Source organism: Arthrobacter sp. ERGS1:01 (assembly GCF_001281315.1).
GTDB lineage: Bacteria > Actinomycetota > Actinomycetes > Actinomycetales > Micrococcaceae > Specibacter.
Genome location: NZ_CP012477.1, coordinates 301,013 through 319,222, shown reverse-complemented (window position 1 = coordinate 319,222; position 18,210 = coordinate 301,013). Strand labels below are relative to the sequence as shown.

Annotated in this window: 20 protein-coding genes; 2 read left to right on the top strand and 18 right to left on the bottom strand. The window is 65.6% G+C overall.

Annotation, left to right across the window (positions count from 1 at the left end):
- Positions 1 to 111: 111 nt before the first annotated feature.
- The 11 genes from AL755_RS01505 to AL755_RS01455 form a co-directional block, all read right to left on the bottom strand.
- Positions 112 to 1,368, bottom strand: a complete 1,257-nt coding sequence (locus AL755_RS01505; RefSeq protein WP_054009409.1) for a sugar ABC transporter permease — start codon at positions 1,366 to 1,368, stop codon at positions 112 to 114.
- Positions 1,365 to 2,207 carry an ATP-binding cassette domain-containing protein gene (locus tag AL755_RS01500; protein ID WP_054009408.1) on the bottom strand — a complete coding sequence of 281 codons (843 nt, stop codon included), beginning with the start codon at positions 2,205 to 2,207 and terminating at the stop codon, positions 1,365 to 1,367. Before AL755_RS01500 ends, AL755_RS01505 begins: the two co-directional genes overlap by 4 nt.
- Positions 2,208 to 2,283: 76 nt before the next feature.
- Positions 2,284 to 3,402: a sugar ABC transporter substrate-binding protein gene (locus tag AL755_RS01495; protein ID WP_054009407.1), complete on the bottom strand. Its 1,119-nt coding sequence runs from the start codon at positions 3,400 to 3,402 to the stop codon at positions 2,284 to 2,286.
- Between the two features lie 112 nt (positions 3,403 to 3,514).
- The gene (locus tag AL755_RS01490; RefSeq protein ID WP_337589548.1) at positions 3,515 to 4,609 is read right to left on the bottom strand and encodes an ROK family transcriptional regulator; all 1,095 of its coding nucleotides are present in this window, start codon (positions 4,607 to 4,609) and stop codon (positions 3,515 to 3,517) included.
- A 145-nt stretch (positions 4,610 to 4,754) separates the two neighbouring features.
- A complete protein-coding gene (locus tag AL755_RS01485) occupies positions 4,755 to 5,333 on the bottom strand; it encodes a DUF1990 family protein (protein WP_237762448.1) in 579 nt (192 codons plus the stop codon).
- Positions 5,320 to 5,724: an MmcQ/YjbR family DNA-binding protein gene (locus tag AL755_RS01480; protein ID WP_054009406.1), complete on the bottom strand. Its 405-nt coding sequence runs from the start codon at positions 5,722 to 5,724 to the stop codon at positions 5,320 to 5,322. Before AL755_RS01480 ends, AL755_RS01485 begins: the two co-directional genes overlap by 14 nt.
- A complete protein-coding gene (locus AL755_RS01475) occupies positions 5,721 to 6,275 on the bottom strand; it encodes a dihydrofolate reductase family protein (protein ID WP_054009727.1) in 555 nt (184 codons plus the stop codon). Before AL755_RS01475 ends, AL755_RS01480 begins: the two co-directional genes overlap by 4 nt.
- A gap of 38 nt (positions 6,276 to 6,313) precedes the next feature.
- On the bottom strand, positions 6,314 to 7,195 hold the full coding sequence (locus AL755_RS01470; RefSeq protein ID WP_054009405.1) for a polysaccharide deacetylase family protein: 882 nt from the start codon (positions 7,193 to 7,195) through the stop codon (positions 6,314 to 6,316).
- Between the two features lie 18 nt (positions 7,196 to 7,213).
- The gene (locus tag AL755_RS01465; RefSeq protein WP_054009404.1) at positions 7,214 to 7,630 is read right to left on the bottom strand and encodes a CoA-binding protein; all 417 of its coding nucleotides are present in this window, start codon (positions 7,628 to 7,630) and stop codon (positions 7,214 to 7,216) included.
- A 67-nt stretch (positions 7,631 to 7,697) separates the two neighbouring features.
- The gene (locus AL755_RS01460) at positions 7,698 to 8,252 is read right to left on the bottom strand and encodes an SUKH-4 family immunity protein (RefSeq protein WP_054009403.1); all 555 of its coding nucleotides are present in this window, start codon (positions 8,250 to 8,252) and stop codon (positions 7,698 to 7,700) included.
- A gap of 62 nt (positions 8,253 to 8,314) precedes the next feature.
- On the bottom strand, positions 8,315 to 9,121 hold the full coding sequence (locus AL755_RS01455) for a carbon-nitrogen hydrolase family protein (RefSeq protein WP_054009402.1): 807 nt from the start codon (positions 9,119 to 9,121) through the stop codon (positions 8,315 to 8,317).
- A gap of 80 nt (positions 9,122 to 9,201) precedes the next feature.
- Between AL755_RS01455 and AL755_RS01450 the strand changes: the two genes are divergently transcribed.
- Positions 9,202 to 9,909 carry an aspartate/glutamate racemase family protein gene (locus AL755_RS01450; protein WP_054009401.1) on the top strand — a complete coding sequence of 236 codons (708 nt, stop codon included), beginning with the start codon at positions 9,202 to 9,204 and terminating at the stop codon, positions 9,907 to 9,909.
- Between the two features lie 113 nt (positions 9,910 to 10,022).
- Here AL755_RS01450 and AL755_RS01445 read toward each other — a convergent pair whose 3' ends face one another.
- From AL755_RS01445 to AL755_RS01420, 6 genes are all read right to left on the bottom strand, one after another.
- Positions 10,023 to 11,312 carry an adenylosuccinate synthase gene (locus AL755_RS01445; RefSeq protein ID WP_054009400.1) on the bottom strand — a complete coding sequence of 430 codons (1,290 nt, stop codon included), beginning with the start codon at positions 11,310 to 11,312 and terminating at the stop codon, positions 10,023 to 10,025.
- A 231-nt stretch (positions 11,313 to 11,543) separates the two neighbouring features.
- Positions 11,544 to 11,879 carry a hypothetical protein gene (locus AL755_RS01440; RefSeq protein WP_054009399.1) on the bottom strand — a complete coding sequence of 112 codons (336 nt, stop codon included), beginning with the start codon at positions 11,877 to 11,879 and terminating at the stop codon, positions 11,544 to 11,546.
- A gap of 138 nt (positions 11,880 to 12,017) precedes the next feature.
- Positions 12,018 to 12,443: a DUF3151 domain-containing protein gene (locus AL755_RS01435; RefSeq protein ID WP_054009398.1), complete on the bottom strand. Its 426-nt coding sequence runs from the start codon at positions 12,441 to 12,443 to the stop codon at positions 12,018 to 12,020.
- Positions 12,443 to 13,465: a class II fructose-bisphosphate aldolase gene (gene fbaA, locus AL755_RS01430; protein ID WP_054009397.1), complete on the bottom strand. Its 1,023-nt coding sequence runs from the start codon at positions 13,463 to 13,465 to the stop codon at positions 12,443 to 12,445. Before fbaA ends, AL755_RS01435 begins: the two co-directional genes overlap by 1 nt.
- 214 nt (positions 13,466 to 13,679) lie before the next feature.
- The gene (locus AL755_RS01425; protein ID WP_082368795.1) at positions 13,680 to 15,668 is read right to left on the bottom strand and encodes a S53 family peptidase; all 1,989 of its coding nucleotides are present in this window, start codon (positions 15,666 to 15,668) and stop codon (positions 13,680 to 13,682) included.
- A 106-nt stretch (positions 15,669 to 15,774) separates the two neighbouring features.
- Complete coding sequence (locus AL755_RS01420; protein WP_054009725.1) at positions 15,775 to 16,392, bottom strand: TrmH family RNA methyltransferase; 618 nt, start codon at positions 16,390 to 16,392, stop codon at positions 15,775 to 15,777.
- 172 nt (positions 16,393 to 16,564) lie between these two features.
- Between AL755_RS01420 and AL755_RS01415 the strand changes: the two genes are divergently transcribed.
- Positions 16,565 to 17,359, top strand: coding sequence for an HAD-IIA family hydrolase (locus AL755_RS01415; RefSeq protein WP_054009396.1), 795 nt, complete (start codon positions 16,565 to 16,567; stop codon positions 17,357 to 17,359).
- Here AL755_RS01415 and AL755_RS01410 read toward each other — a convergent pair.
- A complete protein-coding gene (locus AL755_RS01410) occupies positions 17,356 to 18,105 on the bottom strand; it encodes a hypothetical protein (protein WP_054009395.1) in 750 nt (249 codons plus the stop codon). The genes AL755_RS01415 and AL755_RS01410 overlap by 4 nt on opposite strands.
- Positions 18,106 to 18,210: the final 105 nt, after the last annotated feature.

Here is an 18,210-nt window from a genome sequence, read left to right as displayed (position 1 = left end):
GCAGTGCGCATGACGGACGGCCGCCCGCCGCGCCCTGCCGGGGCAAAGCAAAGGGGTGGACGACGCCGGCACGCGCGTGCCGCCGTCGCCCACCCCATTGGGTGGTTATGCCTAAGCCTGGCCGTGGGAGGCGCGGGAGCGGCTCGAGAGCGAATCGATGATGACCGCCAGGAGCAGCACGCCGCCGGTGATCATGTATTGGACATCGGAGTTCAGGCTCAGGAGCGTCAGGCCCGAGGAGATCGACTGGATGACGAAGATGCCCAGCAGTGCCGAATACGCGCTGCCGCGGCCGCCGAACAGGCTGGTTCCGCCGATGACGGCCGCCGCGATCGCGTTCAGGTTGGTGTCGCCACCGCCGCTGGAAAGATCGGCGGAGGCGAGCCGTGCCGCAGCAAGGATGCCGCCAACCGTCGCCAGCATGGCGCACAGCATGAACACGGAGATATAGATGCGGTTGACCTTGATGCCGGAGCGGCGGGCCGCCTCCACGGAACCGCCAATGGCGAAGACGGCCCGGCCCCAGCGGGTGCGGGTCAACATGAAGTTCGTGAAGACCACCAGCAACACGAAGAAGAGGAACATCACCCCGACGCCGCGGTCGGTGGCCAGGTACCAAACAGCCACGCAGAGGGCAATCAGCAGGATGACCGACTTGGCCAGCGTCACCGTGAGCGAACTCGTGGAAAGGCCGGCATTCTTGCGCCGCCTGGACCGCAGGAAATCGGACATGAACAAGCCGCCCGCCGCGACGAGGGCCAGCAGGTAGGCAACCCAGGGCGGCAGGAACCACTGCTGGGCGAATCCCACCAGCCACGTGTTGAAGGGGATGTTGACGGACCCGTTGGGCCCCAGCACATAGAGCTGGAAGCCGAGGACCGCCAGCAATCCGGCAAGCGTGATGACGAAGCTGGGGACGCCGAAACGGGTGAACAGTGCGCCGTAGATCAGCCCGATGAGTGCGCCGACGGCCAGGGCGATGATGATCGTGACGATCAGCGGCAGGTGCAGCTTGATGAAGCCAATGCCCACAATGGACGCGGCCAGGCCACTGACGGAGCCCACCGACAAGTCGATCTGGCCCAGCAGCAGCACCAGAACGATGCCGATGGAAATGGTGCCGACCGCCGCGCATTGCAGAGTCAGGTTGACCAGGTTGTTGGCGGAGAGGAAATTCGGGTTCAGGATCTGGAAGATTCCCCAGATGATGACCAGGCCAATGACCACCGGCAGGGAGCCCAGGTCACCGCGCCGAATCCGCTGCCCGAAGCCCTTCACGGAGCCAAGGAGGCCCTCGTTGAGGATGAGCCGCTCATCGTGGAGGTCCAGGCCGCGGTTGATCTCGTTTGAGTCATGGAGAGCTGTCATGGCTGCGGATTCTCCGATTCGTCTGAGCGGGCGGCCGACTTGTCGCGAGCCTGCGCACGTTGTGTGACCACGTTGTCGGTGGCGCCGGTAATGGCGGAAATGATCTCTTCGTAGCTGACGTCCGGCACCCGGAAAACGCCGTTGTTGCGGCCTAGGCGCAGCACGGCCACGCGGTCGGCCACGGCCTGGACGTCCGCCATGTTGTGGCTGACCAGGACCACGCCGAGGCCCCGTTCACGCAGGCGCTCGATCAGGTTGAGCACCTCCGCGGTCTGGGCGACGCCCAGGGCCGCCGTGGGCTCGTCGAGGATCACGACCCGGGGGTCCCCGATCAGCGACCTGGCGATGGCGACGGTTTGGCGCTGGCCGCCCGAAAGGGACGCCACCGCGATCCGCACCGAGGGGATCTTGGCGGAGAGCTGGCGCAGCAGCGTCCAGGAACGCTGCTCCATCTCCTCCTCCCGGAGGGTGCCGTGCGAAATTTCACGGCCAAGGAAGAGGTTGGCGACGACGTCGAGGTTGTCGCACAGGGCCAGGTCCTGGAAAACGGTGGCGATGCCGAGCTGGCGGGATGCGGCCGGCGACGGAATCTGGACGGTGTCCCCGTCAAAGGCGACGGTTCCGGCGTCGTGCGAGTGCACGCCGGCCAGGATCTTGACCAAGGTTGATTTTCCGGCGCCGTTGTCGCCAACAAGTGCCACGACCTCCCCGGCGTATACGTCGAGGCTGATGTCGGTCAGTGCCTGCACCGCCCCGAACCCCTTGCTGACGCCGCGCAGCGAGAGGATGGGGTTCCGGGTGGGTGAAACAGGCTCCGCAACGGCGGATTCAGCGGTCATTGTCACTCCTTTGTGCAGGTGAGGAAGATGCTGGTGCCCGGGCCGGCCGGATTGGCTTCCGGGCGGCCCGGGTGCGCTATTTGACGCCGTACTTGGTGCAGGCTGCCGCGTAGGCGGAGGTGCAGATCTGGGCTGCCGTGTAGAAGCCGCCCTGCACGATCACACTCTCCACGTTGCTGGCCGTCACCGCAACGGGATCGAGCAGGAATGCCGGCACGTTGGTCTTCGCGCTGGAGACCCCGGGGGTTTGGGCCGTGGTGGGTGCCGCGGTCTTCTTGCCGTTGGCCAGGTCGATGGCCAGGGTGGCGGCCTGCTCGGCTTCGGGCTTGATGGCCTTGTACACGGTCATGTACTGGTTGCCGTCCAAGATGTTCTGGATGCCGGTGAGGGTCGCGTCCTGTCCCGTGATGGGCGGGATGGGTGAGACATTCGCCGCCTTCAGGGACGCGAGGGCGCCGCCGCCGGTGGTGTCATTGGCCGCGTAGACGGCCTTGATCTTGCTGCCGAATTGGGTAATCTGGCCGGCCACCCAGTTCTGTGCCAGCGTCGGGTCCCAGTTGGGCGTACTGTAGGCGGCCAGGACCTTGTAGCCGCTCTTGTCGATGACCGAGTTGGCGCCGGCCTTGAACTCCGTTGCGTTGTTGTCGGTGGGCGAACCATTGACCATCAGGATGCCGCCGTCGCCCTTGGCGACGCCCAGCGAACCGAGCTTGCCAACGAGGGCCGTGGCCTGCAGGACGCCAACCTTGAAGTTGTCGAAGGAGACGTAGTAGGACAGGTCGGGGCTGTCGATCAGGCGGTCGTAGGAGATGACCGGGACATTCTTCTGCTTGGCTTCGGCAACGATCGACGCCGCCGCCTCGCCATCCTGGGCGTCAACCACCAGGACCTTCACGCCCTGGGTCAGCATCGACTCGGCCTGCTGTTGCTGCTTCGCCGCATCGCCGTCGGCATCCGCGTACAGCACGGAGCAACCCGGGCACAGCGCGGTGATCTTGTTCGTGAAGTCGGGGCGGTCCGCGGACGCGTAGCGGGGGGTGACGGAATCGGGAAGGAGCAAACCAATCTTCGCCGATGATGCATTGCCCGTGGGGGACGTGGTGTTTTGTGCCCCGTTGGAACAAGCGCTTAGTGAACCGACGGCGAGCAGAAGCGTTGCCGCTGTGACCGCTGCCCTTTTGGTGGTGATCTTCATTGATATAACCTCCGGTCGACCGTCACCGTCTTTGATGACTGGCATGAGCATGACAGTTTTCAATATTGGCGTCAAGACTTGAAGACAAGGATTTTTTACCCGCGAATCCTTACTACCCGGTAGCGATGTGCATGCTGTCCACGGCGTGGGCCACGGCGCCCAGCAGGGCGGCCCGGTTGCCCAGTTGTCCCTGCACGATGTCGGGCATGATTTCCTGCTCCACGATCACGGATCTTTCCACGGTGTGGCGCAGTGGACCGAGCAGGATTTCCCCCGCCCGCGCCAGTTGCCCGCCCACCACAATCCGCTCCGGGTCGAAGACGTTGGACAGGTTCGCGGCCGCAATCCCGATGTGCCGGCCGGCATCCGCCACGGCGCGCAGGCATGCTGCGTCACCGGCCATTGCGTGGACCACCACCTCGTTGAGCTTCAGGCTTCCCAAGTGGTCCCGCAAACCTTCCAGGATGGCCGCTCCCCCGGCGATGGCCTCGAGGCAGCCCCGGCTTCCGCACCGGCACAGCGGACCGTTCTCGAGGATGGTCATGTGGCCCACCTCCCCGGCGGTCCCGTTGCGGCCGCGGAACACCTCGCCGTTGAGGATGAGCCCGGCGCCGATGCCGTCGTCGACGTTGATGAAGATCGAGGTGTTGATGCCCCTGGAGCTGCCGTAACGGTGTTCGGCCAGTGCCGCCAGGTTGGAGGAGTTGTCCACGAAAACGCGGCGGTTGAGCCTGCGCTCAAGGACCTCGGCCACGGGGATCCCGTCCCAGCCCCGCAGGATTCCGCGGCGGGCGATGACGCCGGTGGTGCGGACCAGCGGAGCAGGCAACCCCACGCAAAGGGTCAGCACCTCGTCCATGCCGGCGTCCACGGAATCTAGCATGTCGGCGAGCATCATCATGGTGCGGTCCAGCTCGTTGTCCGCCCGGTGGTCCCGGGCCAGCGGCATGTGCTTTTCGGCGAGGATTGTCTGGGCGCTGTCGGCGAGGGCAACGCGCATGTGGCGTTCGGAAAAGTCCACGGCGGCGACCAGTCCCAGCCGGCGGGCGAGAGTTACATACTGCGCCCGGCGGCCGCTGCGCGTGCTGGGGGCCGTGTGCAGGATGCCGGAGCTGGAAAGTTCCTTCACGATGTTGGAGACGCTTGCCGGGGAAAGCCCCGTCGCGCCGGCCAGTTCCACCTGCGTCAGCCCGCCGTGCTTCTTCACAGCGTCGATAATTCTCGACCTGTTGGCTTCACGAAGTGAAGTCTGAGAGCCCGGAGTCCGTCGTTGGTCAGCCACGAGGAACAACTTACCTTGCACAATCCCCCGTGCGCGAATTTGATTCACAGGATCCTGTGAATTGCCGGGGTTATTTCCCTGCCACCAGGGAGCGGGCCGCCTGCAGATAGGACCTGGTGACGTTGCGCTGGGTCAGTTTTGTCACCGGCGCGCCCAGGGCGAACAGCAGGCCGGAGGGCTTGCTGAAGGCCAGGATCCTAAAGTACACGCCGCCGTCGCCGGTCTTCATGGCCAGGAATGCCTCCTCCCCCAGTGCCGGATGCCCGGGCAGGGTGCCGTAGCCGAATCCGGCCAGCTCCACCTCGGCGCCGTCCGTGCGCACGGCCCGGCCGGGCTCCAGCGCCCAGACAACCTCGCACGGGACGGGCAGGCGCAGGTTTCCCACCCCAAAGCCGCTCGTGATCCGGGCGCCGGGAACCGCTCGCGGCGGGGCGGAAACCCGCAGGCCCGCGCGCCGCTGGATCTGCCACGTCAGGATGCCCTCGGCCAGCGCGGTGAATGCCGCATCCCCGCTGCCCACCCGGATTTGCGTGTCCACATGGTCAAAGCCGTCGGGCCATTCGCCGGCCCCCGTGGGTTCCGCGGCGATGGTGCGGGTGCGTCCCAGCTGGGGGTAATTCAGTCTTGCGCGGTTGTCATTTGCCGGCACGGGCGCTCCATTCCAAGGCGGTTTGTTGTTTCCTGGGCAGCCCGGCCACCACAAGGTCGTATGAATCCTCGAGCATGTCCAACACCATGGCGGCATCCACCACGGCACAGTCCACCGTATTCCAGTGCCGCTTGTTCAGGTGGTAGCCGGGGATGATGCCGGGGTTGACGGTGCGCAATTGTGCGGCCAGCACGGGCTCGCACTTCAACCCGACGCTCAGCGTTGGCAGGTCCAGGCGGCCAATGGCAAACATCTTCCCCACCCAGGTGCTCCCGCCGCTGCTGGGCGCCTTGACCTTGAAGACGCTGGTCTCCTCGCCGAACGGGAAATCCTCATACGCTCCCGGGAAGGCCAGAGCCGCGACCCGGAACCCTTGGGCATCCAGCGTCATTTCGACACCGCGTACGTCAGCTGCGCGAATTGTCCGCGGGCCACGGCGTCGCGCAGGGTCAGCCGGTCGGGGCCAAGGTTGCGCGGGAGCATGGGTGCGCCGCCGGTTAACAGTGCCGGGGCCAGGGTGATCACCAGTTCGTCGAGGGCGTTGATGTCCAGGAACTGGCCGGCAAGGTCTCCGCCGCCAACCACCCAGACGTCCTTGCCGCCCGCCGCCGCGATGATCTCCGGCAGCGCGTCGGAGACCTGGCCGGAGGCGAAGCGGACGTCGGCGCCCTCGGGAACGGGCAGCTCACGGCTCGTGAAAACGTAGGTGGGCCGGGATCCGTAAAACTGGGCCCACTTGGCGGGGTTCTCCAACAGTTTTTCCTCGCGGAGCACCCATTCGTACGTGGTGGAGCCCTCCACGAAGACGCCCATGCCGTCCATGAACGCCGCGATGTCCGGGGCGCCGGCGTCGTCCACGGCAAAGAGCCAGGCGAGCGAGTTCTCTGCGTCGGCCAGGAAACCGTTGAGCGTGCTGGCCGTGTAGTAAACAATGCGGGTCATGGCCACAACGCTACCCGCATCGCGGCCCGATCCGGGGCTCACTTCACGCCCAGGTAGTCCTCCAGCAGCACAACCTTCAGCCCGGCCGCCTTTTGGGCCTTGACGAACGCGGCCAGGTCGGCCGGAAATTCGGGCCGGAAGTGCATGAGCACGATTTCCCCGGGCCGCAGCACCTTGCCCACCTGGTAGTCCATGCCGCCGGCGTTGGCCTTGGCCTCCCAGTCCACGATCGCCTTCATGCCGCATTCGGCCGCGGCCCGGCGAACGGACTGCGTATAGGGTCCGCCCGGTGGCCGGAAGAAGACGGGGCGACGGCCAAACTGCTGTTCCTCGTAGTCGGCCATGCCGCAGATTTCGGCTTTTTGCTGCGCGAAGCTCAAGTTGATGAAGCCCAGGTTGTGGCTCATGGTGTGGTCTTCGATCAGGTATCCGGCGTCGAGGTAGCTCTTGTAGAAGGCCGCATGCCCGGCAATGAAGGTGTGCGCCAGGAACAGGGACGCCTTCACCCCGTTTTTCTCGAGCAGTTTCAGGTCCGATTCCCGTTTGACGGCGCCGTCGTCGATGGTCAGGAACACCACTTTTTGCTCCGTGGGGATCTTGGTGATGACCGGGACCATCCCGTCCTCGACCGGTGGCAGCGTGTAGTCGGGAACCAGGCCGTCGAGCGTGTCGACGCGCCCGGTTCGGGCAAGTGTCGGGCTCGGGGCACTGCTGGGGGTTGCCGGGGACGACGCCGGCCCGCCGGCGGGGTGCGACGGCGTGGCGGCCGGATGCGTCGGCGCACCGCCCGGGGCCGCCGATGGTGCGGCGTCGGAGCTGAAGCGCCACACCCCAAGGGCGACGGCGCACAGGACGACGATGACGACGGCTATGGTAATCGTCCGGCCAGTGGCGGCACTGTTGCGAAGATGACGTGGCATGGGGCTTTCCAATGGGGCCTACAGGCCCCGGTAGGCGGCTTCGATTTTGGGGCAGGTATCCATGACGACCTCCAGGCCGGCGTCCTCGGCGCGCTGCGCTGCGGCCTCGTCGATGACGCCCAGTTGCAGCCACACGGCACGGGCGCCCAGCGCGATGGCCTGGTCCACGACGGCCCCGACCTTGCCGGAATTGACGAAGCAGTCGACGACGTCGATCGTGCCGGGAATCTCCGCCAGGGTCTTGTATCCCTTGGCGCCGTGGACGTCGTCGCCCTTCAGGCTCACGGGGATGATCTCCTGGCCCAGGTGCTGTTGGAGGTAGCGTGAAACGTCCAGGGCGGGGCGCAACGGGTTGTTGGAGAGCCCCACGACGGCCCAGCGGCCGGGTGTTTTCAGCAGCCGGTCGATGACGGCGGGATCGTTTGCATGTGCCATGGACCCAGCTTAACTGCGGGGACGCCGCGGATGCCGGAAGCTACGGGCGCGTTGCCGCAAGTGAACGCTATGCGTCTATGCGCAGCTCGTCGGGCTCGCCGTCGGAGTAGTCGTCGTCCTCGTCAAAGTCGTCGCCGGAGTCCTCGAATTCCGCCTCCTCCTCGCCAAGCTCATCGTCGAGTTCCTCGTCGAGGTCGTCGACGTCCACATAGTCCTCGCTGGTCAGTTCCTCCGTGTACAGGGACCAGAACTCGTTGGGCCCGGCGGCCAGGGGGTCAAGGGTTTTCAGCTGGGACTCGAAGGATTTCTTCACGGCCGAGAATCCGTCGTCGTCCTCGGGGCCCACGGTATCCCGGTCAATGGACTCCCAGGCGGCCACAATTTGCACAAAGGTCTCCAGCGTGGAGGCTATGACGGACTCGTCGTCCTCGCAGACGTACAGGACCGTGCCCTTCTTCCTGTCCACCACCACAAACTGGAAGTCGCCGTCGTTGCACACCACGGCGCGACCTCCGGGATCGTCGGCAAACGGCGGTTTCAGCCATTGGCCGTCCAGGGGAATGTCTTCCAAAGCCGACGGGTACATTGGTTCCAGTGCGGCCCAGATCTTGGAATCACTCATGACGTCCTCCTATCCCTATTCCTGACACTAACCACCGCCGGTGACGCCGTCAATGGATATTCTCAGCCTGCTGGAACCACCACCGAATTGCTTTCAAAACGGCGGTTGAGCAGCACCGGCAAAAACTCGCGCACTTCCTCCACGCGCTTGTGCGTAACGTCCGTGGTGGCCACGCCTTCGGCCTCCTCGGCCAGGAAATCCTGCGGGATTCCCATGGGGTCAAGGATCGCCGAATGGCCCACGCAGTGGTCGCTGGAGGTCCCGGAGGCCGCCACCCAGCACGTGTTCTCGATGGCCCGGGCCTTCAGCAGCGTCTCCCAGTGCTCCACCTTGTGGTCGCCCTTGAACCAGGCCGCGGACACGGCGATCAGTTCGGCGCCTTCCAGGGCAAGGGCGCGGGCCAGTTCGGGGAAGCGGATGTCGTAGCAGGTCATGATGCCCACCTTGAAGCCGCCGATCTCCACCACGCAGATGCCCTTGTCGCCGGGCTTGATCTTCCGCGACTCCTGGTAGGAAAACGCGTCGTACAGGTGCAGTTTGCGGTAGGTGCCCAGGATGGCGCCGTCGTCGTCGACCGCCACCACGGTGTTGTAGGGGCGTTCCTCGCCGCTGGATTCGTAGCCGCCGGCGATGACGGCGATGCCGCTGTCCGCGGCAATGTGGGAGACTCCCCGGACAAACGTGGTCCAGTGGGCGTCCACGGCGGTCACAAAGTCGCCGTCGACCCTGCCCACCGAAAACATGGACTCCTCGGGGAACACGATGAGCCTGCTGCCGTCCTGCTGTGCGGACACCGCCAGCCGGCGCATCACCGCAAGGTTTTCAGCAACGTCCCCGCCCGGGTTGAACTGCCCAACGCTGACCTTCATAACATCTCCCTCACCCGTAAATTGTCCTGGCTTCAAGCGTAGTCTTTTTGGCGGCGGCGGGCTCAAAGTATGCTGCAGGGATGAAGACAATTGGGCTGCTGGGCGGGATGAGCTGGGAAAGCTCCGCACTTTATTACCGACTCATCAACGAGATGGTCAGGGACCGGTTGGGCGGCCTGCATTCGGCCCGCTGCGTCATGGCCTCGGTCGACTTCGCCGACGTTGAGCACCTCCAGTCGACGGGGCAGTGGGAGGCGGCCGGGGAGTTGCTGGCGGACCAGGCCCGGGGGCTGGAGGCCGGCGGTGCCGATTTCATCGTGCTGTGCACCAACACGATGCACAAGGTGGCCGATGCCATTGAGGGGGCGGTGGAAATCCCGCTGCTGCACCTTGCCGATGTCACGGCCGACGCCGTCGCAGCCGCGGGAGTCAAGAAGGTGGGCCTGCTCGGCACGGCTTTCACGATGGAGGAGGCCTTTTACAAGGACAGGATCGCCGGCCACGGGCTGGAGGTGCTGATTCCCGACGCCGCCCAGCGCCACGACGTCCACCGGGTCATTTTCGAGGAACTCGTGGTGGGCGTGGTTTCGGAAAGCTCCCGGCAACGCTTTGTCCGGGCCATTGAGTCGCTGCGGGACCGGGGCGCGGACGGCGTCATTTTGGGCTGCACGGAGATCGAGCTGCTCATTGACCAGGCGTCCAGCCCGCTGCCGGTTTTCCCCACCACCAGGATCCACGCCGAGGCCGCGGTCGAGCTGGCGCTTGCGCCGGAGCCGGGCCAAAAATAAGGGAGGGTCGACGCCGGAACGTGCGTTCCGCCGCCGACCCTCCCCTAGGCTGGGGCCCCGCGCCAGGTTCTTGAACAATCGCGCGAGCGATTATTCAGGCCGGCAAGTGGGGATCAGTCGTTGATGAGGTCGTGCCGGACGATTGTCTGGTCACGGTCCGGGCCCACTCCAATTGCGGAGATCCGGGTGCCGGACATGCCTTCCAGCGCCAGGATGTAGTCACGCGCGTTGACCGGCAGGTCCTCGAGCGTCTTGGCGCCGCTGATGTCCTCGGTCCACCCCGGGAAGTACTCGAAAATCGGTACGGCGTGGTGGAAGTCGGTCTGCGTCATGGGCATTTCGTCGTGGCGGACGCCGTCGACGTCGTATGCCACGCAGACCGGGATCGACTCGATGCCGGTGAGCACGTCGAGCTTCGTGACGAAGTAGTCCGTGAAGCCGTTGACGCGGGAGGCGTGGCGGGCCAGGACGGCGTCGTACCAGCCGCAGCGGCGGGGGCGGCCGGTGTTGACACCGAACTCGCCGCCCGTCGTCTGCAGGTAGATGCCCATCTCATCGAAGAGTTCCGTGGGGAACGGGCCGGCACCAACGCGTGTGGTGTAGGCCTTGATGATGCCCACTGCGCGGGTGATGCGGGTGGGGCCGATGCCGGAGCCCACGGAGGCGCCACCGGCGGTCGGGTTGGAGGAGGTCACGAACGGGTAGGTGCCGTGGTCGACGTCCAGGAACGTGGCCTGGCCGCCCTCCATGAGCACCACTTCGCCGCGGTCCAGGGCCTCGTTCAGCACGAACGTGGAGTCGATGACCATGGGGCGCAGGCGCTCGGCGAAGGCCAGGAAGTACTCCACGACCTCTTCGACCTCCACGCTGCGGCGGTTGTAGACCTTGACCAGGAGTTCGTTCTTTTGCTTCAGCGAGCCCTCTACCTTTTGGCGCAGGATCGATTCGTCAAAGACGTCCTGGACGCGGATGCCCAGGCGGGCCACCTTGTCCATGTAGGCCGGGCCGATGCCGCGGCCGGTGGTGCCGATGGCGCGGCTGCCCAGGAAACGCTCCGTCACCTTGTCCAGCACCTGGTGGTACGGGGCCACCAGGTGGGCGTTGGCGGAAATTCGCAGTTTGGAGGTGTCGGCTCCGCGGGCTTCCAGGCCGTCGATCTCCTGGAACAACGCCTCAAGGTTCACCACGCAGCCGTTGCCGATGATGGGTGTGGCGTTGGGGCTCAAAATGCCGGCCGGAAGGAGCTTGAGCTCATACTTCTCACCGCCTACGACAACGGTGTGCCCGGCGTTGTTGCCGCCGTTCGGCTTCACCACATAGTCGACCAGGCCGCCCAATAGATCAGTGGCCTTGCCCTTGCCCTCGTCGCCCCACTGGGCGCCGACGATCACGATTGCTGGCATGGGATCCTCCCCCTTGCTCATAAGTTGAGCCGGGCGCTGCGGGATTCGGCGGTTGTTCCGCCGTACAACGTCCGGACACGAAAATGCCCCTTGGAAACCGCCGGCCGTCTCCAGCATGGCTGTAGCCTGGCAGGCAATCAAAGGGGGTCTTGCGTCCTAAGTTTACCGGAACGCCGCCCCGCATGCACCTTGGGGCGGGGCGCGCGGACACTGTGAAGCCGCGTGGCGTGCTTAGGCGCTGAGTGCGGAGAGGGCGGCGTCGGCCAGTTCCGGCCACCGCTGCACCGATCGCACGGGCACCAGCACCCAATCCTTGAACGGGCGGTTCATGCCGGAAGGGTCGAACAGGACGGCGCCGGGCAGCGCCAAGGCGTCCGCGTGGCCGCGCGTGTCCCGGCCCAGCTTGAAGGCCACGCCGTCCCCGTGCAGGCAGCCGATCGCCTTGGTGCCCACCATGAGCGAGGTGGCGCCAAACATCTTCCCCACGCCCACGCCGGCCTGGGTGAGATCGGCGGCGAGGGCGTCGAATGCGTCGACGGCGGCCTGGGACGGCACGAGTTTCTCCATACGGACGATCATGCCCGACGCGCGCTCCGGCGTCGAGCACCCGGGCAGCAAAAAGGACGGCGCTTGCGGTTAAAGCCGGCGGTCTACCCCCGTCTTTAACCGCAAGCGCCGTCCCTTTTCGAGCGCAGGGGTTGCTCCCTACAGAGCGGCCTCGATCGCGGCGGTCGCCGCCGGATCGGAGTCGTTCAGGAACGTCGCAATGCGGGCGGCTTCATCGGACTCGCCGATCGCGCCGGCCGCACGTCCCAACGCATACAGCGCGCGCAGGAAACCGCGGTTGCCCTCATGCGAGAACGGGACCGGACCGGTGCCCTTCCAGCCGTTGCGGCGCAGGGCGTCCAGGCCGCGGTGGTAGCCGGTGCGGGCATAGGCGTAGGACTCGATGGTGCGGCCCTCCGCATACGCCTCATCGGCCAGGATGGCCCACAAAAGCGAGGACGTGGGGTGCTTGGCCGCCAAATCGACTGCCTCGTCCCCTGCCGCCAGGCGTGCCTGGACATCCTCCTCGACCGGGAGCAGCGTGGGCTCCGGTCCCAGGAGGTTGCGGCGGAATTCGTCGCTCATTACGCGAAGGTCTTGCCTGCGGAGCCGAGCTGCTGTGCAGCTTCGACCACGCGTGCGGCCAGGCCCTTTTCGGCCGAGGCGCCCCAGACGCGGGGGTCGTAGGTCTTCTTGTTGCCGACCTCGCCGTCGATCTTCAGCACGCCGTCGTAGTTGGAGAGCATGTGGCCGGCAACCGGGCGGGTGAACGCGTACTGGGTGTCGGTGTCGATGTTCATCTTGATGACACCGTAGGAGACGGCGTCGCGGATTTCCTGCTCGGAGGAGCCGGAGCCGCCGTGGAAGACCAGGTCGAACGGGCTGTTCTTGCCCAGCTTGGCACCGACCTGCTCCTGGATGTCCTTGAGGATCTCCGGGCGCAGCTTGACGTTGCCGGGCTTGTACACGCCGTGCACGTTGCCGAACGTCAGGGCCGTGATGTAGCGGCCGTTCTCGCCGGAGCCCAGGGCCTCAACCGTGGCCAGGCCGTCGGCGACCGTGGAGTACAGCTTGTCGTTGATGGCGTTCTCCACGCCGTCTTCCTCGCCGCCGACGGCGCCAATCTCAACCTCAAGGATGATGTGGGCTGCGGAGGTGCGGGCCAGCAGTTCGCGGCCGATCCGCAGGTTTTCCTCGAGGGTTTCGGCGGAGCCGTCCCACATGTGGGAGTTGAAGATCGGGTTGCGGCCGGCGGCAACTTCGCGCTCGGAGGCTTCCAGGAGGGGCAGCACGAAGCCGTCCAGCTTGTCCTTGGGGCAGTGGTCGGTGTGCAGGGCCACGTTGATGGGGTAGTTCTTGGCCACTTCGCGGGCGAAGGCCGCGAAGCCCAGGGAACCGGCAACCATGTCCTTGACGCCGGCGCCGGACCAGTAGGCGCCGCCACCGGTGGAGACCTGGATGATGCCGTCGGTGCCGGCATCGGCGAAGCCCTGGAGCGTTGCGTTGAGCGTCTGGGAGGACGTCACGTTGACCGCGGGGTAGGCGAATCCGCCGGCCTTGGCGCGGTCGATCATTTCGGCATACTTGTCCGGTGTTGCAATGGGCATTGAAAGCTCCTTGGGGCGAAACGGTACAAAGAGGCGGCCGTTGGCCGCCTCCCGTATGGCTATCCCCATCTTAGCGATTGCCGTCACAGTGTCGAAGAAGATGAAGCCGGCGCCCACTTTGTGGACGTTGGCGAAAGCACGACGGCGGGCCCCGGCTTGGGTGCCGGGGCCCGCCGTCGTGCTTATTTGTTGGTGCGGTCGGTGCGTCCTTGGCCTAGCGGTGGTTGCCGCTGATGGCTTGGGCGAACCTGTAGCTCATGCTGCCGATGCCGGTCACGTCGTCGAATCCCTTGGTGGTCTTAAGCGAGGTGTCCATGTTCAGCGAGACAAGGTACTTGTTCCCGGTGGTGGGGTTGGTGAAGGCCAATGCCTGCTGGGTCTTGGGCGACATGACGTCGGTGAACGTTCCCGGCTTCTGCTTGCCGGTGGCGTAGATGACGGGGTTGGCGAAGCCCAGCGTCCTGCCGCTGACCTGCTGTGCCACGGCCATTTGTCCGGCCGACAACGGTGAGGCGAGGGACGTGCCACCGTAGGTTTGGATGCCAAATGGGTCGGTGGTCAGCGTCGCGTCGTTGTTGATGGGGCTGATGCCAATCACGTATCCGGTGTAGGGATCCGCCAGGGAGGAGATGTCCGGGGCCACCCGCCGGCCAAAGGCCAGCGAGGTGGGCACAACACCCTTTTGGTAGGCGGGTTGGGCGAACACGGCACTCACGCCGCCGCCGGCACCACCCCTGAATTCGGTGCCCGGAAGCGGTGCAACATAGGCGCCGTTGACGATCTGGTCGCGGTAGTCGCCCCAACCGGTTTCAAAATTGTAGGCGCCGCTTTGCTTCACGGCGAGGCTGGTGCCGCCCACCGCGGTGACCCACGGCGAACTGGCCGGGAAGTCCGGGGACGTGTAGCCAAGGTTCGCGGCCTGATCGCCGTCGTCGCCGCTGGAGAAGTACAGCCCAATGCCTTCACCGGCAGCCTGCAGCTGGATGTTGACCTCACCGAAGATGACGTCGGCCGGGAGTGCCTCGCCCACGTTGCCGTAGCTGTTGCTGACAATGTTGGCGAGCTTGTGGTCAAGGATCTTGGACATGGCAACGTCAATGCCGCCGCCACAATTGAAGCCGCCCACATACAGGATCTTGGCCCCGGGCGCGGTGCCGTGAACGGCCGCCACGTCGAGGGACTGCTCCGGCTGCCAGCCGCTGGGCCCGCCACAGAGGTCCTGATCCATGAACTCGCTCGGTGCCGGCACCACCTGCTGGTAGGTGCGCGAGGTCATTTGCGGCAGACCGTAGGTTGCCGAGTACCGGTTGATGTCCGAAAACATGGTCGGGGAGGCGTAGGCGTCGATGATTGCCACGGTCTGCCCGTGGCCGTCGGTGGCGCTGCTGTTGCCGTGGTTCGCCGCCGTCAACGCGGGCCTGCCGTAGGCCGACTGGATCTGGCTGGGCGTGTAGCCGCACAGGTAGGTGGGGAAGCTGGTTTTGCCGTAGGCGGCCGGGACCGTGTCCTGGTACTGCCCAAAGTAGTTCGAGCAGTCCGGCGTCGGGGTGGCCGGGCGGGCGGTTCGCGCCTGCGGTGTCGGCTGGTCTCCGCCACCGGGGGTGGCGTAGTTCGGGTGGGTGAGCAGGCTGCCCTGGTCCACCGATACGCCGGAAACCTCAGCGGATACGCCCTTCGGCAGGGTTGGCGTCTTTGACGGCCCCACCAGTGTGGTGCCCTTGAAGTTGTAGTTGTGCAGCTGTGCGTCGAAGGCGTTGTTCAGCTGCGCCACCGTGCCCCTGAACACCACGAACAGGCGGCTGTCGGGGGAGCCCGTGATGACCAGTCCCTGCGACTTGAGGTACTTCACCACCGACGAGTAGGACTTCTGCGTTGGCGAATATTTGCTGATCCACTGGCTGGGGGTCAGCGATTTCCCGTAGCTGCGGTTTCCGGGGGTGGAGACGGCCGTGGCGAGGGCTTCGGCGCCCTTGAGGTCGCGCAGCTGGAAGTAGATTTCGCCCTCAACCGTGTCGGCCGCCGCGGCCGCGCCTTCGTTGTTTGCCGGTTGGGCCCAACTCGGAACGGCCCCCGGGTACGGGGTGTCCGGCGAGATAGGTGATGCAATGGCGCCCGTGGTTCCCAGAGCCACGACGCAGGCTGTGGCAGCGCCAACAGCCAGAATTTTTGAGACAAAAGTTCTCGGTTTGAATGATGCACTCATCAGAGATCCTTAACCGGCTGGGCGCCCTTTGCGCCCACACAGTGCCGAGCCTAAACCCGCTGTGTTTTAACTGGCTAGGGTCTGTGAGGAATCCATGAATATTTATTTATTGCACGCGCTGGTTGAATACGTGCCGGCGAATCCACGCGTGCATGGCGATGCCGGCCGCCGACGCCGCGTTGATGGAACGAGTGGAGCCGAACTGTTCGATCGACAGCGTGGTCTGCGCCGCGGCGTGCACTTCCTCGCTCAGTCCCGGGCCTTCCTGGCCGAACACCAGCACGCAATTGCGCGGCAGTTCGTAGGTTTCCAGCTTTTCCGAGTCGGGGAAGATGTCGATCCCGATGATCGCCAGCCCTTCCGATTCGGCCCACGCCACGAAGTCCTCCACGGTGGGGTGGTGCCGGACATGCTGGTAGCGGTCGGTGACCATGGCGCCGCGACGGTTCCACCGGCGTCGGCCGATGATGTGGACTTCCTTGGCCAGGAACGCGTTGGCGGTGCGCACCACGGTGCCGATGTTCATGTCGTGCTGCCAGTTTTCAATGGCGATGTGGAAGTCGTGGCGGCGGGTGTCCAGCTCGGCGATGATGGCGTCCATCCTCCAGTACCTGTACTGGTCCAGGACGTTGCGGCGATCCCCCTCCGCCAACAGCTCCGGGTCCCAGTGCTCGCCGTCGGGCAGTTCACCCTCCCACGGACCCACACCCACCTCGTGGTGCAGTTCAAGGTGGAACGATTCGGCGTGCTCGGGGGCGTCCGGGGCTGGGGTGTTGCTGGGAATGCTCACCGTCCAACTTTAGCCGCTCGCCTCCGGGCCGCGGGCGGGCGGCGTGTCAACGGCAGGCCCATCTGCAAGACTGGTTCCAAGACCGTATCCGCCCCAAGGAGGCACCATGAGCAAGCTGAGCAATCGCAAGCCCGCTGACATTGAATGCTGGCTCACCGACATGGACGGCGTGCTGGTCCACGAGAACCAGGCCGTGCCGGGTGCCGCCGAGCTGATCCAGCGCTGGGTGGACACGTCCAAGCGTTTCCTGGTGCTGACCAACAACTCCATTTTTACCCCGCGCGACCTTGCCGCCCGGCTGCGCGCCTCCGGGCTCGAGGTGCCGGAGGAGAACCTGTGGACCTCGGCGCTCGCGACGGCCCAATTCCTGAAGTCCCAGATGCCGCACGGGCGGGCGTTCGTGATTGGCGAGGCCGGACTGACGACGGCGTTGCATGAGGCCGGCTTCATCCTCACCGACCAGGACCCCGACTATGTAGTGCTGGGCGAAACCCGCACCTACTCCTTCGAGGCGATCACCCGCGCCATCCGGCTGATCGGCGAGGGCGCGCGGTTCATCGCCACGAACCCTGACGCCACCGGACCGTCCGCGGAGGGCCCCATGCCGGCCACCGGCGCCATCGCCGCCCTGATCACCAAGGCCACCAACCGGGAACCGTACATTGTGGGCAAGCCGAACCCCATGATGTTCCGCTCCGCCATGAACCGGATCCAGGCGCATTCGGAAACTACGGCCATGATCGGCGACCGCATGGACACCGACATCATTGCCGGCATGGAGGCCGGGCTGCACACCGTCCTGGTGTTCACCGGCATCACCCAGCCCGAGGACATTGACGCGTACCCGTTCCGCCCCGACCAGGCGCTAGGCTCCGTGGCGGACCTGATCCCGGAGATCTAGGCGAGCGGCTTGAGGGACGGCACTATCGCCTCCAGTGCCGCCTTGTGGGCTGCCCATTCCGTAGCGGTTGCCTCCACCGTCAGGCGGTGGGACACCCCGGTGGTGTCAATGCCCACCAGGTATTCGCCGTCGATGGGACCTTCGGCGGACACGCAGGTGTATCCGTAGCTGAAGCCGTACAGGCCGTCCCTGTCCACGATGGCGGGAGGCCTGGTGTAGGCGAATCTTGCCAGGCAGCCAAAGCCCGATGTTCCGCGCAGGTAGACCAGTTGCGCCTGCGAGGCCGCCAGCTGGCCTCGCAGGCCGGTGTCGATGCGCTCGTGGATCTTCTCCCTGGTGACGACTCCCCGGGGTTTGGCCGATCCCTCATAGACGGCCAGGGCAGTGGAGTCCCGGTCCGCATTCTCCACGACAAACCGTTCGGTAGGGCTGTTCCCATCACTTTTGACGACTGTGACATTCTGCTGGGTTTGAACCCAGGAGGCCGGATAGCTGAACACGGCTTCCCGGGTCGCGGAGACGGATTTCGGCTGCGTCGGCGGGGCAAGCAGCGCGCTCAGCACCAGTACCAGCAGCACGACGAACGCCGCGGCTGCTGCCACGGAACCGCCGATGATCCAGGACAGGGACAGCCTCGTCTTGGGATGCCCGCGCGCGCCGCCGGGAACGGTGCGCGACGACTGCGCCAGCTGTGGCTGTGCCGGCGTCGGGCTTGGCGGGTCCAGCCAGGGTGACTGTGGTGACATGTGCGCTCCTTCATCTTTGACGGCCCGGGCCGCAACGACTGGAATTTGACCGTATGGCCGCTCCGCCGGCGGTTCAACGGGTCACTGCCGGATTGTGGAAAACGC

Coding starts and splice junctions, on each gene's coding strand:
- AL755_RS01505 (WP_054009409.1), bottom strand. CDS start 1,368: ATGACAGCTCTCCATGACTCAAACGAGATCAACCGCGGCCTGGACCTC.
- AL755_RS01500 (WP_054009408.1), bottom strand. CDS start 2,207: ATGACCGCTGAATCCGCCGTTGCGGAGCCTGTTTCACCCACCCGGAAC.
- AL755_RS01495 (WP_054009407.1), bottom strand. CDS start 3,402: ATGAAGATCACCACCAAAAGGGCAGCGGTCACAGCGGCAACGCTTCTG.
- AL755_RS01480 (WP_054009406.1), bottom strand. CDS start 5,724: ATGACGCTGGATGCCCAAGGGTTCCGGGTCGCGGCTCTGGCCTTCCCG.
- AL755_RS01475 (WP_054009727.1), bottom strand. CDS start 6,275: ATGACCCGCATTGTTTACTACACGGCCAGCACGCTCAACGGTTTCCTG.
- AL755_RS01470 (WP_054009405.1), bottom strand. CDS start 7,195: ATGCCACGTCATCTTCGCAACAGTGCCGCCACTGGCCGGACGATTACC.
- AL755_RS01465 (WP_054009404.1), bottom strand. CDS start 7,630: ATGGCACATGCAAACGATCCCGCCGTCATCGACCGGCTGCTGAAAACA.
- AL755_RS01460 (WP_054009403.1), bottom strand. CDS start 8,252: ATGAGTGATTCCAAGATCTGGGCCGCACTGGAACCAATGTACCCGTCG.
- AL755_RS01455 (WP_054009402.1), bottom strand. CDS start 9,121: ATGAAGGTCAGCGTTGGGCAGTTCAACCCGGGCGGGGACGTTGCTGAA.
- AL755_RS01450 (WP_054009401.1), top strand. CDS start 9,202: ATGAAGACAATTGGGCTGCTGGGCGGGATGAGCTGGGAAAGCTCCGCA.
- AL755_RS01445 (WP_054009400.1), bottom strand. CDS start 11,312: ATGCCAGCAATCGTGATCGTCGGCGCCCAGTGGGGCGACGAGGGCAAG.
- AL755_RS01440 (WP_054009399.1), bottom strand. CDS start 11,879: ATGGAGAAACTCGTGCCGTCCCAGGCCGCCGTCGACGCATTCGACGCC.
- AL755_RS01435 (WP_054009398.1), bottom strand. CDS start 12,443: ATGAGCGACGAATTCCGCCGCAACCTCCTGGGACCGGAGCCCACGCTG.
- fbaA (WP_054009397.1), bottom strand. CDS start 13,465: ATGCCCATTGCAACACCGGACAAGTATGCCGAAATGATCGACCGCGCC.
- AL755_RS01425 (WP_082368795.1), bottom strand. CDS start 15,668: ATGAGTGCATCATTCAAACCGAGAACTTTTGTCTCAAAAATTCTGGCT.
- AL755_RS01415 (WP_054009396.1), top strand. CDS start 16,565: ATGAGCAAGCTGAGCAATCGCAAGCCCGCTGACATTGAATGCTGGCTC.
- AL755_RS01410 (WP_054009395.1), bottom strand. CDS start 18,105: ATGTCACCACAGTCACCCTGGCTGGACCCGCCAAGCCCGACGCCGGCA.